11 protein-coding genes are annotated in these 13,749 nt (G+C 65.4%); 4 read left to right on the top strand and 7 right to left on the bottom strand.

The features are described from left to right. Positions 1-6 precede the first annotated feature (6 nt). The 3 genes from QQW98_RS07675 (at position 7) to QQW98_RS07665 (ending at position 4,662) form a co-directional block, all read left to right on the top strand. Positions 7-1,425 (top strand): efflux transporter outer membrane subunit, encoded by a 1,419-nt coding sequence (locus QQW98_RS07675; RefSeq protein ID WP_290134396.1) that lies wholly within the window; start codon positions 7-9, stop codon positions 1,423-1,425. Between the two features lie 77 nt (positions 1,426-1,502). Then, on the top strand, positions 1,503-2,849 hold the full coding sequence (locus QQW98_RS07670) for a TolC family protein (RefSeq protein ID WP_290134395.1): 1,347 nt from the start codon (positions 1,503-1,505) through the stop codon (positions 2,847-2,849). 214 nt (positions 2,850-3,063) lie between these two features. Beyond that, positions 3,064-4,662 carry a M10 family metallopeptidase C-terminal domain-containing protein gene (locus tag QQW98_RS07665; protein ID WP_290134394.1) on the top strand — a complete coding sequence of 533 codons (1,599 nt, stop codon included), beginning with the start codon at positions 3,064-3,066 and terminating at the stop codon, positions 4,660-4,662. An 83-nt stretch (positions 4,663-4,745) separates the two neighbouring features. Here the strand turns inward: QQW98_RS07665 and QQW98_RS07660 are convergent, their stop codons facing one another. Beyond that, positions 4,746-6,053: an HlyD family type I secretion periplasmic adaptor subunit gene (locus QQW98_RS07660; RefSeq protein WP_290134393.1), complete on the bottom strand. Its 1,308-nt coding sequence runs from the start codon at positions 6,051-6,053 to the stop codon at positions 4,746-4,748. A 20-nt stretch (positions 6,054-6,073) separates the two neighbouring features. Beyond that, complete coding sequence (locus QQW98_RS07655; protein WP_319023276.1) at positions 6,074-7,891, bottom strand: type I secretion system permease/ATPase; 1,818 nt, start codon at positions 7,889-7,891, stop codon at positions 6,074-6,076. 343 nt (positions 7,892-8,234) lie between these two features. On the opposite strand from QQW98_RS07655, the gene QQW98_RS13975 reads away from it, so the two are divergent. Then, a complete protein-coding gene (locus QQW98_RS13975) occupies positions 8,235-8,567 on the top strand; it encodes an alpha/beta fold hydrolase (RefSeq protein ID WP_404800781.1) in 333 nt (110 codons plus the stop codon). Positions 8,568-8,639: 72 nt separating this feature from the next. Here the strand turns inward: QQW98_RS13975 and QQW98_RS07650 are convergent, their stop codons facing one another. The 5 genes from QQW98_RS07650 to QQW98_RS07630 are packed head-to-tail and all read right to left on the bottom strand — an operon-like array spanning position 8,640 to position 13,746. Continuing rightward, positions 8,640-9,233 (bottom strand): nucleotidyltransferase family protein, encoded by a 594-nt coding sequence (locus QQW98_RS07650; RefSeq protein WP_290134392.1) that lies wholly within the window; start codon positions 9,231-9,233, stop codon positions 8,640-8,642. Beyond that, on the bottom strand, positions 9,220-10,071 hold the full coding sequence (locus QQW98_RS07645; protein WP_290134391.1) for an XdhC family protein: 852 nt from the start codon (positions 10,069-10,071) through the stop codon (positions 9,220-9,222). The genes QQW98_RS07650 and QQW98_RS07645 overlap by 14 nt, the downstream gene beginning before the upstream one ends. Next, complete coding sequence (locus tag QQW98_RS07640; protein WP_290134390.1) at positions 10,071-12,260, bottom strand: xanthine dehydrogenase family protein molybdopterin-binding subunit; 2,190 nt, start codon at positions 12,258-12,260, stop codon at positions 10,071-10,073. The genes QQW98_RS07645 and QQW98_RS07640 overlap by 1 nt, the downstream gene beginning before the upstream one ends. Then, the gene (locus QQW98_RS07635; RefSeq protein WP_290134389.1) at positions 12,257-13,240 is read right to left on the bottom strand and encodes an FAD binding domain-containing protein; all 984 of its coding nucleotides are present in this window, start codon (positions 13,238-13,240) and stop codon (positions 12,257-12,259) included. Before QQW98_RS07635 ends, QQW98_RS07640 begins: the two co-directional genes overlap by 4 nt. Next, complete coding sequence (locus tag QQW98_RS07630) at positions 13,237-13,746, bottom strand: 2Fe-2S iron-sulfur cluster-binding protein (protein ID WP_290134388.1); 510 nt, start codon at positions 13,744-13,746, stop codon at positions 13,237-13,239. Before QQW98_RS07630 ends, QQW98_RS07635 begins: the two co-directional genes overlap by 4 nt. Positions 13,747-13,749 lie beyond the last annotated feature (3 nt).

Below are 13,749 nucleotides of genomic sequence, written 5' to 3'. Positions count from 1 at the left end.
GGAGCGATGGCGAAGCGCCGCGCTGCCGCAGTCGCGCTTGCCGCGAGCGCGCTTGGCGGCTGCGTCGCCGGCCCGGCGCCCGAAATCGCGACGCCCGCGCCCATCCTGCCGGAGACCTATCACTACCGGCCATCGGGCGCGGTGGAGACCTCGCTCGCCGACCTTCTGCCGCAGGGCGATGCCGCGTTCGTTCGCATGGCGGAAGTTGCGCTGGCGGGATCCCCCACCCTGCTCGAAGCGGTCGCGCGGATCGATGCCGCGCGCGCCGCCGCGGACCGCGCGGGGGCCTACCGCCTGCCCGCAGTCGGCATCGGCGGCTCGGTTACCGGATCGCGCAGCAATCCTGACCAGTTCGGCGCGAACCTGCCCCCCGGCGTCGAATTCGAGACCACCCGCGTGCAATACGGCGCGAATGTCACCGCGAGCTGGGACCCCGACGTCTTCGGCCGCCTGCGCGCCAGCGAACGCGCCAGCCTTGCCCTCGCCGAAGCCACCGCGGCCGACCGCGATGCGGTGCGCGTCGCCCTGATCGCGGAACTTGCCGCCGCCACGATCGACTGGCGCACGCTCTCCGCCCGCGAGGCAAGCCTGCGCCGCGACCTCGGCACCGCGACGGAATTCACGCGGCTCGCCGGTGTGCGCGAGGAAGCCGGGCTCTCCCCCGGTTTCGACCGCATCCGGGCCGAAGGCACGATGGCCAATGTGCAGAGCCGGATCGACGCGTTGGCAGGCGAGAAGGCCCGGCTGCTCGGGCGGCTCGTCACCCTCTCCACGCTGGATGCGGGGACTATCGAGGCGCTGTTTGCCGAGACTGCGCCCGGCACCGGAACCCCGTCGCCCCCGGCAACTTTGCCGAGCGACCTCCTTTCCGCCCGGCCCGACGTGCGCGCCGCTTTCGCCCGGCTTGCCGCCAGCGACCAGGCGCTCGCCGCGACCGCTGCCAGCCGCTTCCCCAGCTTCGACCTGTCCGCCGTAGTCGGCCTGCTCGCCTTCGGCATCGGCGGGTTGTTCGATACCGACGCCATCGTCGGCTCCCTGGGCGCAAGCGTGGCCGCGCCCCTGCTCGACTTCGGGCGGATCGAGGCGGAGATCGACGGCGCGGCGGCCGACAAACGCGCAGCGTTCCAGCGCTATCGCGGCGCGCTCTACCAGGCGCTGGGCGATGCGGAGAGCGGCTATGCGCTCGTGGCCGCAGCCGACCGGGAGGCGACCTCGGCACGCACGGAAGCGGCGCTGGGCGCACGGCAGGCGGACCTTGCCGACACCCGCTACCGTGCCGGCCTCGCCGATTTCCTCACCGTGCTCGACGCGCGGCGCACCGCCATTGCCGCAAACGAACGCGCCGATGCGGCAGAGGGCCGCGCCCGCCGCGCCCGCGTGCTGCTATGGCAGGCGCTCGGCGGCGGCGAGAGCCCGTTGCCATAGGGCCCGCAGCGCAACCGCGCGGTTGACCCCCCTCCCGCCTTTCCATACTCCAACTGGCGGATCGCGGGAGTACGGGCGTGGGCAGTTCCAGGGCATGGCATATCGGCAAGGCGATGGCGTTTGCCTGCCTTGCCGCCGGCTTCGCCCTGCCGGCACAGGCGCAGGTGGTGCGCGACAACGGCACCGTGACGCTTCAGGGCGCCGTCGCCGCCGCGCTCGAAACGAACCCGCAGATCATCCAGGCGCAATATAACGAGGAAGCGGTTTCCGCGCAGGAAGACCAGGCGCGCGGTGCCTTTTACCCGCAGGTCGACCTGGAAGCCGGTACGGGCGTGCGCCAGCTGCGCAACAACACGCGCACCAACCTCGGCATTGCGGACGACCTGCTTTATCCCACGGATGCGCGGGCGGGGATCAATTACACGATCTTCGATTTCGGCCGCCGCCGGGGCGAGCTCGCGCGGCAGGCCGCCCGCGCCGATGCGGCGGCGGTGCAGGTCGTGCAGCGCGCCGATGCTGTCGCTCTGGAAGTGGCCCGGCGCTATCTCGACCTCGTGCTGCAAGACCGGCTGGCCCTGTCCGCGCAGGAAAGCCTGGTGTTCCACCGCGTGCTGGTGGGCGACCTTCAGCGCGGCATCGATGCCGGCACCGTCGGCCGCCCGGAGCGGCGATTGGCGGAGGACCGCCTGCAGGCCGCGCTGGTGCGCGAGATCGAGGCAGGCCGCGCGCGCGACATTGCGCGCATCCAGCTGCTGGAGCTGACCGGGCTCGACATCGCCCGGCCGCTGCCGCCGCCCGATCTGTCCGGGCAGCTGCCGGAAGGGCTCGACATGGCGATCGCTACCCTGCTGGAACGCAACCCCGCCGTCCTCGCCGCGCAGCTTGAAGTCACCGCTGCCGAGGCGTTGCTCCAGTCCATCCGCGGCGAACGCTACCCTGAAATCGGCGTCGACCTGGCGGCCCAGACGGGCGACGACATCGACGGCTTCGGCGGGCAGACCGACGACTTGCGCGCCCGCGTATCGGTGCGCTGGAACGTGTTCGACGGCGGCATCACCGAAGCGCGCGTGCGCGAGGCGAGCGCCCGGGCGAACGAGCAGCGCTTCCGCCTGGCCGAGACCGCCCGCGCCGCATCGGCCGAGCTGCGCGCCGCGCTCAGCACGGCCGATGCGCAGGGCCGCTTCGCCAGCACCTATGGCGAGCAGACGGTCATTACGCAGGACCTGTCGGAATCCTATCGCCGCCAGTTCGAGATCGGGCGACGCAACCTGCTCGAATTGCTCGATGCGCGAATGAGGATGCAGGAAGCGCAAGACCGGCAGGCGCAGGCCGAATATGCCCGCCTGTTCGCCCAGTACGAGGCGCTGGCGCTGCTCGACCTGCTGCTCGAATCGCTCCAGCTCGCCCCGCCGATCGGGCACTGAACCAGCGATCGGCACGAATCCGGCCGGCCTGCAATGCGCAATTGTTATAAATACCTGTTTTGTCGCGGGACATTTGCAGCTTTTTTACCATGACCCCTTGCGTCAAAAGCACAGATGGATAGGCTCCCCCCATCCGCAACACTGCAGTCGATTGGGTCGCTCCTTTTGCGTCTGGGGACCGGTGGTTGCTTCGGATCCTTGGGAGAGTTTCAACATGGGTGTTTTGGACTGGAAGTTCGGCAACAAGAGCGTGCTCGCGCCGCAGAACCACGAAGGCGATGTGGATGTCGAAGACTTCAATCTCGATAATTTCGCGGACGGCGAAGCGACGTATCGCAACAAGCCGATCTTCGACCTCGACCAGGTGATAGACCAGATCGACACCGGCCGCGCGCAGAAGATCACCGCCAACAACACGATCACCTATACCTTCCTCGACGAAGGCGACGGGCTGATCTCGATCTACAACAATCCGCGTTACGGCTTTTCGGCCGGCTTCGGCCTTGCCGCCTTCACCGAAGACCAGGAAGAGGCAGCCCGCCTTGCCGTGGGCCTGTGGGACGACCTGATCGCCCCGTCCTTCCGTGAAACGAATGGCCGCGGTGCGGACATCCAGTTCGCCAACTCGTGGGATCCGGCACAGGCTTACGCCTATTTCCCGAACGAGAAGGGCGGCTACAAGTACCTCGGCGACGTATTCATCTCCGACCCGCGTTCCTATTACGATGAAAGCGGCCAGTTGCTCCATCGCGGCAACTTCACCAACGGAGACCTTTCGATCGGCGGATACGGCCACACGACCATCGTGCACGAACTCGGCCACTCGCTCGGCCTCAGCCACCCCGGTGCCTACAACGGCGCGGGTGCAACCACCTACACCGACCAGGCCGAATATGCGCAGGATAGCGAGCAGTATTCGATCATGTCCTACTGGGACGAGAGCGAAACCGGCGCGCGCGTCGTCAACTGGAACACGCTGACCTACAGCTTCCTCGGCCGCTGGGCGAACCCGCAGACGCCGATGCTGCACGATATCCTGACGGTGCAGGCGAAATACGGCGCGGACCTTACCACCCGCACCGAGGACACGACCTACGGTTTCAACTCGAACGCCGACCGTGAAGTGTTCGACTTTGCCGTCAACGACCAGCCGTTTCTGGCCATCTACGATGCCGGCGGCGTGGACACGCTGGACTTCTCCGGCTTCGAAGCGTCGGTCGTCATCAACCTGAACGACGGCGAATTTTCATCCGCCGGCCAAGGCAACGTGACGGTCGCCGACGTGATCGAAGGTCTCGACTCGATCGACGAAGCTATCGACGTCGCATACGAAGGCGCGTTTTTCGACGACTACACGAGCAACGCTGGCCAGGTTCCGTCGCAGGCCTTCCTCGACGCGGTGATGAACTCCTTCATGAACGCCAACGCCGCCAGCATCGCTGCGGACTGGGGCCACGAAGGCGTGTTCGCGACGCAGTACCTCAATATCGCGATCGCCTATGAAACGGAAATCGAGAATGCCATCGGCACCGATTACCGCGACCTCATCATCGCCAACGAGCTCGACAACGTACTTACCGGCAACGGCGGGGACGACGTGTTCATCTTCCTCGACGGCGGCAACGACACGATCACGGACTTCGAATCGGGCAGCGACCTGATCGACCTGTCCGCCTTCGGCATCGACGACACGGCAGTGACGATCGGCGAAGGCTTCCTGACCGTGGACTTCGACGGTGACGGCCAGGCCGACCTGACGCTGACCTTCAGCAACGGCGCCGAAGTGCAGGCCACCGACATCTACTACGGCTGATCGCCGCAAGGCTTACGGATAACGAAAGGGCCGCTCCGGTATTCCCGGGGCGGCCCTTTTCCTTTGGCGCTTCGGCCTGCTGCCTACTCGCGGAAAGCCCGCTGCTGCAGGCGGGTGATCGGGCGCAGGATATAATCGAGGACCGAGCGCTTCTCCGATATGAGGCTAACCTCCGCCGTCATCCCCGGCCCAATCGGCAGGCGGTCGCCGTTGTCGGTCACCACCGCGTCCGCCGCGGTCGCCACCTGCACTTCGTAATAGGGCTCACCCGTACGCTCGTCGGTCTGCGCATCGGGGCTGATCGTCACGACTTCGCCGTCGAGCCCGCCGTAGACGGTGGGATCGTAGGCGGTGATATTGACCTTGGCCTTCTGCCCGATGGCGACCCAGCCGATGTCGCTCGGGCGGATGCGCGCGGTGACCAGCAGCGTATCCTCGCTCGGGACGATCTCGATCAGCGGTTCGCCCGGCACGACCGAACCGCCGACCGTGTTCTTGAGCACGCGGTTGACGCGCCCGCTCATCGGCGAACGGAGCACCGACCGGTCGAGCCGCTCGGCCAGCGCCGGCTGCGAGCCGCGCACTGCGGCGAATTCGCGATTGGCGGAGGACAATTCGTTCGCGGCGGCAGAGCGCCAGTCCTGCCGCTGCTGCGCCAGCGAAGAGCGCGCTTCTGCCACGCTCGCCTGGGCGCGGGTGATATTGGCCTGCGCCGCGGCCACTTCGGCGCGAGTGGAATTGGCGCGGCTTTCGGCCTGCACCAGCTCGATCCGCGGCTCGATCCCGTCTTCGACAAGCGGGCGGATCAGCGCCAGCTCCTCCTGCGCGGCGCGCGCGGCGCTCTGGCGTGCGTCGAGCTGGGCAAGGGCTTCCTCCACGGCACGCTCCGCCTGCCGGATGCGCGCCTCGCCCGCCGCGACCAGGCTCGACAGATTGGCCTGCCGCGACTGGTAGAGCGCGCGCTCGATCTCGATCTGCTGCTGCATTGCCGCGCCGCCGCCTGCCGGGAAGTTCGGCGCACGCCCCGCAGCCTCGCCCTGCAAGCGCGCGATCCGGGCTGCCAAGGCGGCGCTGTCGGACCGGCTGATCGCCAGGTCGCCGCCGCGCTGGGTCTGGTCGAGCGCCATCAGCGGCTGCTCCGCCGTTACCGTGTCGCCGGCCTTCACGAAGACTTCCTCGATCACCCCGCCTTCGAGGTTGGAGACGACCTGCAATTGCGAGGACGGCACGACCCGGCCCTGCCCGCGCACCACCACGTCCAGCGTCGCCAGCGCGGCCCATGCGATAAAGATCACGACGATCGCGACGATGGCATAGAGGATCCAGCTGGCCGCCTTTGACGGCGCGAGAGCGACGACCCGTTCGTCATCCTGCACCACATCCGTGCTCACGGCATTATCTTCCATCGCGCTCATTTCTTGCCGCCGGTCGCCACCAGCGCCTCCTTCGGCAGTTTCGACAGCGGCTGGCGCGCGGCCTTGCCGAAGTTCGGCAGCACCTCGTCACGATTGCCGTCCGCGATCACCCGGCCGCCGTCCATCACGATGACCCGATCGACCAGCCGCAGGAACGGCGTGCGGTGGGTGATGACGACCAGCGTCTTGCCCTCCACTTCGCTTTCCAGCGCCTCCAGCACGGCGTTTTCCGTTTCGTTGTCCATCTGGCTGGAAGGCTCGTCGAACAAAAGAACTTGCGGGCTCCCGGCTAGAGCGCGGGCAAGCGCGATCGACTGGCGCTGCCCGCCGGACAGGCCTTCGCCCCGGTCCATCAGCTTGCGGTCGTATCCGTCCGGGATGCGCTTCATGAAATCGTGGGTCTTGGAAAGCGTGGCCGCGCGCAACATTTCCTCGTCCGAAATGTCGGCCCGGCCCAGCGTGATATTGTCGCGCACCGTGCCCGAAAACAGCACGCTTTCCTGCAGCGCCGCGCCAATGCGGGCGCGGATGTCGTCCTTGCTCAGCTGGCGCAGGTCGACGTTATCGACCAGCACATTGCCTTCCAGCGGCGGGAACAGGCCCATGATGAGCCGCGCGATCGTGCTCTTGCCCGATCCGACGCGCCCGACCAGCGCCACCCGTTCTCCCGGCGCGATGCGGAAGGACACGTTGTCGAGCGCCTTGGTCTTCGTTCCGGGATAGGCGAAGGTGACGTCGGCGAATTCGATCTCGCCCTTCAGCCCCGAGAGTTTGAGCGCACTGCCGGCGCCCGTTTCGCGCTCCGTCTGCATCAGCGAATCGATCTGGCGATAGGCGGAGCGGGTCGAGTTGAGGCGCGAGAGGATCGATGCGATCTGGGTGAGCGGGGCGACCGCGCGGCCCGACAGGATCGAACAGGCGATCAGCGCGCCCAGCGACATCTCCTGCGCGGCGATCTGGCCGACGCCGACGATGATGACGCCCGCATAACCGATCATTTGCGCGCTCTGCGCGAAGGTAAGCGCGATATTGGCCGTCAATCTCTGTGCGAGCGAGGTCTGCGCATGTTCGACCACCGCATCGTCCCACCGCGCGGCGAGCATCGGCCCGGCGGCGGCGGCCTTCACCGTCTCCAGCCCGCCGATGGTTTCGACCAGCACGCTCTGCTTGTGCAGCCCCTGCCCCAGCGCGCGGGCACTGAGCCGGTCGAGCGCGGGATTGGTGAGCCAGCCCGCCAGCAGCACCAGCGGGATCAGCACCATCGGCACGAACACCACCGGCCCGCCGATCAGAGCCACGACCACCAGGATCAGGAGGATGAACGGCACGTCGACCATCGCCAGCACCGTGGCGCTGGCAAAGAAATCGCGCAGCGCCTCCAGCTCGCGCATCAGGCCGGCGAGCGCCCCGGTGCTGCCCTGCCGCCGGTCCAGCCGGATGGCGAGCAGCTGCTGGAACACCTTGCGTCCCACGTCGAGGTCGATCCGTGCGCCGGCATGGTCGGTGAGGTAGGACCGCAGCATCTTCAGCACGAAATCGAACACCACGACGATGCCGAGCCCGATGCTGAGCGCGATCAGCGATTCCGTGGCGTTGTTGGGGATCACCCGGTCATAGACGACCATCGTGAAAATGCTGGCGACCAGCGCGAACAGGTTCACGAACACCGCCGCGAGAGCGACGCGGCGATACGTGCCCGCATTGGCGCGCAGCGGCTCCACCAGCCAGTCCGCGAAACGCGGCTCGCGCTCGCTGGGCGAAATCCGTCCGTCGTCCTCGATCATGCCATCCAAGCCGTCTGCCCCGGCGCCCACAAAGGGCCACCCCTCCAAAGCAAAGGGAATAGCGGCAAAAGCTGCCGCTGCCCACCCACGGTGATATGGGCCGTGGACGGAAAGATCGTGCGGTTTTTATGAAAGTGGTGCCCCATAGACGACAGAGATGGGCACTCAAATCAATGGCAAATTTCTTTGCGAAGACCCTGATCCCAGTCCGGCGGCGCAGTTTAACGACAAGCTCTGACCTCGCTGGCGGACCATCCGCTCTTGGCTTCACCTTCGGCAATGTAGACATCCACGGGCCAATGAGTCAGCGCGAGATGTTACGATTACATGACCATGCACTACACGCGGACGGGACGCGGAAAACCCCTTCTCCTTGTCCACGGACTTGGGGCAACCTGCGGCTCTTGGGACACCATCTCGCCTGCGCATTCTCAAATCAGGGGGCCCTGCAAACACGTCTGCACGGGTCGTCATCGGTTGGGGACGGAAGGATCGGCCGTGTCTTCCGCAGCAGGCTGATTGCGCGGCCAAAGCCCTCCCTGAAGCGACTATGCACTGGTTCGAGCGAAGCGGACACTTCCCGATGTTGGATCAGCCAGAGGAGACGGTTCGCGTGATCCTAGATGCAACGAGCATTTATGAAAATAATACTGCAACTGGGGGATTAGTAAAACCAGAGCCTATGCAGGGGCTGACCCCATCGTAAGGTCTTTTGTGGGGTCGCTAGCGGACTGGCTGTTCGTGATGCAATCGGACGAGTAGCAGCAGCCTTTCCTCTTCAATTACCGAATTGCATTACCGACCCTAAATCGGCAGACGCTAGCCGCTGAAGATCGCAAGCCTCATCGACATCGGCGAGCTCTCGTTCGTGAGCGGGCGCGATAAGCTCGACCTCTCCCAAACCAAGGCTTCGTGCTCCCCGGTCGCCGTCGAGCGTTTCAAGCAACGCGAAAACCGAGCGCGGGAAAATCGCCGGACATCCTGCTGAGCCATCGGGATAGCGCGTGAAACCTACGCCTTGCGCTGCGATGAGCCGGTCAAGATGGGCGCGCGAGACGAGCGGCATGTCGGCGAGCATGATGATGACCCGATCGCAATCGGTCAGCGCGCGTATTCCCGCAGCGATCGAGGTGCCCATGCCTTGTTTTGCCACCGGATTTTCGACCAGCCTCCAGGTCGGGCGGGCTCGGATCGGACCGTCAGGGCCAATCACGAGAATACGTTCGCTGAAATCAATATTCTCTGCGGTTTCCGTGGCCCATTCCCACAAGGGGCGCCCACGAAACTCGGCGATGAGCTTTCCGCCGCCAAACCGTTTCCCCTCGCCAGCAGCAAGCAAGACCACACCTGTCTTCACATCAAGCAGCGGCACGCATCTGCTCGTAATGGCCGAGGATTTCGGACAGCGCTGACAGCGCGAGGCTTCGCGGCGATTTGCAGGCCGACATCAGACCCACCGGGCTTGTCAGACGCGCGATTATCTCCTCCGGAATGCCGCGCGCAGCAAGCGCGAGCGTGCGGGCGCGCCGCGCCCTCTCTCCTCCTTGCGCTCCTATGTAGAAAGCTTCACTTGCCAGCGCCTGTTCGAGCAGGGCCAGTTCCCATTCGTGATCGTGGAAGAGCAACAGGCAGGCCGTCCATGGGTCGTAGTGGACGTTCGGGGCTGTTTGGCCGAGAGCAAGGTCATCCTTGGAGTAGACTTCGGCTTCAATCTTCATGGCCGAACTCAGGGAAGCCACAGTCTCCAGCTCCGGCCCCTCTCCCAATACGACGAGTTTCAGAGTGGGGAGGTAAGTACGGTGCAGCAAAGGGCTTTCGCCTCCGAGCGCCAGCCGGGCCGTTCGACGCGCCTTCAGCGCTCCTAGTGCAGCGCGACAAGCTCCGCGATCCGGCGCCGGGTCGAGCAGGATATCAAGCCCGCCGCCACACGGCAGGCGGAAGTCGATCCGGGAGGATCCTCGCCCATAGCGCACAACGCGGCGCTCCCTGCATTGCGCTATGTCGCTTGCCAGCTGGCTCTCCAGGCAGCTATCGGCAAGATCGCCAACGGTGGATCCGTCGGGCAGGACCGCCAATTGCGCACCGAGACGGCGCGAGAAGCTGCCTTCTATCCCGACGATTGTGCAAAGGCCCACACCCGGCTCGCACGCTGCGGCCAGCGCGAGGTGGTCCTCATCGTGCACTGCCTCAATCGTAGTATCGGCCAGCATCAGTCGGGCATTGCTGCGAGGACGCGATCCGGTGTCATCGGGTAATCGTAGAGCCGCGCACCACAAGCGTTGTAAACGGCGTTGGCGATGGCTGCCGCTCCGCCGCACATGCCGAGCTCACCGATGCCCTTGGCCTGGATCGAACTCGCCGCGCCATCGCGCTCTTCCACCAACACAACCTGAAGATCGGGCACGTCGCGGTGGACCGGGACGTGATATTCAGCGAGGTCGCAATTGACGAGATGTCCGTCGCGCGGATCGAACTCGAGGGCCTCGGTCAGCGCCAAACCGATGCTCCAGGTGATACCGCCAATGCATTGCGAACGGGCGGTCTTTGCGTTGAGCACACGCCCGAAGCCGAAGGCGCCGAGCATGCGGTCGACACGGGTTTCGCCGGTGTAGTGGTTGACGCGCACCTCGGCGAAGAAGGCTCCGAAGCCGGCCGCAGTGTAATCGTCTTCGATATCGCCCGGCTCGTAATGGCCTTCGCGGGCAAGGTCCTTGCCGCCGAGAAGGTCCGTCAGCGCCTCGCCGCCAGCGCTCTTGCCTTCGCGCAGTTCGAGTTCCTGCTCACTCGTGTCGAGCTTTGCGGCCAGTTCCTCGCGGATCGCCTTGCAGGCAATGTACACGGCTGAACCGATCGATGCCGCGCCCCAGCTTCCGCCCGAGCCGGGGCCGCGCGGATGGCGCGTGTCGCCCAGTTCGACCAGGACCTGATCCGGCATCAACCCCAGCATCTCCCCGGCGATCTGCGCGACGATGGTGTACGTCCCGGTGCCGATATCGGTCATGTCGGTTTCGACCAATGCCGTGCCATCGGCTTTCAGCGTGACCCGGGCCTTTGCCTCGGCAATGCTGTGTGATCTCGAAGCGCTGGCCATGCCGGTGCCGATCCACCACTCGCCCTCCCGTCGCTGGCGCGGCTTGCGGACGCCCTTTTCCCAACCAAAGGCTTCGGCCCCCTGTTTCAGGCATTCGGCAAGCTTATGCGAGGAAAACGGCAGATCCTTCTCGGGATCCCGTTCGGGTATGTTGCGCAGGCGCAGTTCGACCGGGTCGATGCCGACCTTTTCGGCAAGCACATCCATCGCGCTTTCGAGCGCCGGCATCCCCACCGCTTCTCCCGGTGCGCGCACCGATCCGGCCGTCATGAGATGGATCCGGGCGACCTTGAGCATCAGTTCCCGGTTTTCGCCGCCGTAGATGAAGTGCGACGATTGCAGCGCAGGCTCGGCAAAGGTCTCTCCGGGAAGATTTGAAACCAGCGCCTCGTGACCGAAGCCGGTGAGCCTGCCTTCGCCGTCGGCAGCAAAACGCAGGCGCTGCGTGGTTTCGGTGCGGCGCATGACCGTTTGGAACACCTGCTGGCGCGACTGCACGACGCGGACCGGCCGCCCGATCTGTTTCGCCGCCAACGCGGCTGCGACCACCTCTTCGCTGAGACCCAGCTTGGACCCGAAGCCGCCCCCGACAAAGCGGGAAATGAGGCGGATATTGTCCTCCTCCATATCCAGCGCGTCCGCCAGTTCAGTGATGTTGTAATTGGGCATCTGGAGCGAAGCGTGGACGGTCAGCTTCTCCCCATTCCACTCGGCGATGGCGGCATGCGGTTCCATCGCGGCGGAGGCATGGCCCTTGGTGGTAATGGTTACGTCGACGCTGTGCGGCGCTTCGGCCATGGCATGCGCCAGATCGCCCTGGTGCACCGTCTCGTCCTCCTGCTCTTCCGGCTCAACCGCGTTCGGGTCGAGCGGGGCCGCTGCGTCTTCGCGATATTCCACCTTCAGATGTTTGGCGGCGTGGCGCGCCTGTTCGAAGGTTTCTGCCACCACCACTGCGATCGGCTGGCCCCAGTAGCAGACCTGCCGCGGCCCCTGCATGGGCGCTTCATTGGCCGTTCCCTGCGCGGCGCGGGTGGTCATCTTTTCGTCATCGACCACCGCAATCACGCCGGGCATCGAAAGCACGCTTTCCCGGTCGATGGAAGTAACCTCGCCGCGGGTGATGGTCGAAGTGACCAGCACACCTTCGGCGCAATTCTCGACCGGATATTCCGCTGCGTAAGGTGCGGTTCCGGTGACCTTGGCCAGCCCCTCGATGCGCGGAAGGGGCTTGCCAATCACGCCTTGCTTCATTCCGTCGAGACGGTTGGAATTGTCGGGTTCGTCCTGTTTGAGATGAACCGTCATGCTGCGTTCTCCGTCGCCTGCGCCAAGACGGCGTGAAGTGTCCGCCGCGTGAGTGGTATCTTGAAATCGTTCTCGCCATACCCCTGCGCGTCTTCGAGCAGGATATCGGCCGCCTTGTCGAACAGCGCGTCCGAAGGAGACTGGCCCAGCAGGCATTCCCCGACACGCGGATCGTACCACGGCTTGTGCGCGAGACCACCGAAGGCGAGGTCGGCGCGCGAAAACTTGCCGTCGGTCATCTCGATGATGGCGGCGACGGAAACCAGCGCGAAAGCATAGGAGGAACGCTCGCGCACCTTGCGGTAGATTTGCGTTCCGCCCACGGGCGCCGGAAGATCGATGCCGGTGATGATCTCGCCCGGTTCGAGGACATTCTCGATCCACGGCGTATCGCCTGGCAGCAGATGGAAGTCGCGCACCGGCACGCTGCGCTCGCCCTTGTCGCCCGAAATCTGCACCATCGCGCCAAGCGCGCTCAGCGCCACGGCCATGTCGCCCGGATAGGTCGCGATGCACTGCTCGCTCGTTCCGAGGATTGCGTGGAGTTTCGCAATGCCGTCGATGGCTCCGCAACCGCTGCCCGGGTCGCGCTTGTTGCAGGGCTGGTCGATGTTCGTGAAATAGAAGCAACGCGTGCGCTGGCACAGATTGCCGCCATTGGTGGCCTTGTTGCGCAGTTGCTGCGTCGCTCCGGCCAGGATCGCGCGCGACAGGACTGGATAGTCGGCACGCACGCGCGGGTGAACGGCGGTTTCGGTGTTCGTGGCGAGCGCGCCGAGGCGCAGGCCGCCTTCGTCCGTGTCCTCGATACCGGCGAGGCCGAGCCGGTTGATGTCCGCAAGCTGACCGGGCTTCTCCACCTGCAGCTTCATCAGGTCGAGCAGATTGGTCCCGCCTGCAATCGCAAGCGTATCTTCGTTTGTGGTCATGTTCGACGCTTCGGCGAGCGAAGGCGCGCGGGTGTATTGGAACGGCCTCATGACTTGCCTCCCGCCGCGACTTCCTCGATCGCGGCGACGATATTCGCATAGGCGCCGCAGCGGCACAGATTGCCGCTCATCCGCTCGCGTATTTCCTCGCCGGAGATCGCGATGCTTCCTTCGAGGCTTTCGCTGGCGTCGCTCGGCCAGTCGGCGGCAAGCTCTTCCAGCATGGCGGTGGCCGAACAGATCTGGCCCGGCGTGCAATAGCCGCACTGAAACCCGTCATGCTCCAGAAAAGCGCGCTGGAGGGCGGACGGCTCGTCGGACGTGCCGAGTCCTTCGATGGTCGTCACGCTGTCGCCATCATGCATTGCCGCCAGCGTCAGGCAGCTGTTAATCCGGATGCCGTTCACGATCACCGTGCACGCCCCGCACTGGCCGTGGTCACAACCCTTCTTCGTGCCGGTCAGGCCAATGTATTGCCGCAGAAAATCGAGAAGACTGACCCGCGGGTCGTCCGGCATGGGGTGAGCGGTTCCATTAACGGTAATTGTGTCGGCCAAGCG

It is taken from the genome of Alteriqipengyuania flavescens (genome assembly GCF_030406725.1).
GTDB lineage: Bacteria > Pseudomonadota > Alphaproteobacteria > Sphingomonadales > Sphingomonadaceae > Alteriqipengyuania_B > Alteriqipengyuania_B flavescens.
The sequence above is the reverse complement of the archived record's forward strand: the minus strand, read 5'-3'. Positions and strand labels throughout refer to the sequence as shown.

Excerpts from the sequence above, each read along its gene's own strand:
- QQW98_RS07675 (WP_290134396.1), top strand. The coding sequence starts at position 7 with ATGGCGAAGCGCCGCGCTGCCGCAGTCGCGCTTGCCGCGAGCGCGCTT.
- QQW98_RS07665 (WP_290134394.1), top strand. The coding sequence starts at position 3,064 with ATGGGTGTTTTGGACTGGAAGTTCGGCAACAAGAGCGTGCTCGCGCCG.
- QQW98_RS07645 (WP_290134391.1), bottom strand. The coding sequence starts at position 10,071 with ATGCTGGCCGATACTACGATTGAGGCAGTGCACGATGAGGACCACCTC.
- QQW98_RS07640 (WP_290134390.1), bottom strand. The coding sequence starts at position 12,260 with ATGACGGTTCATCTCAAACAGGACGAACCCGACAATTCCAACCGTCTC.
- QQW98_RS07635 (WP_290134389.1), bottom strand. The coding sequence starts at position 13,240 with ATGAGGCCGTTCCAATACACCCGCGCGCCTTCGCTCGCCGAAGCGTCG.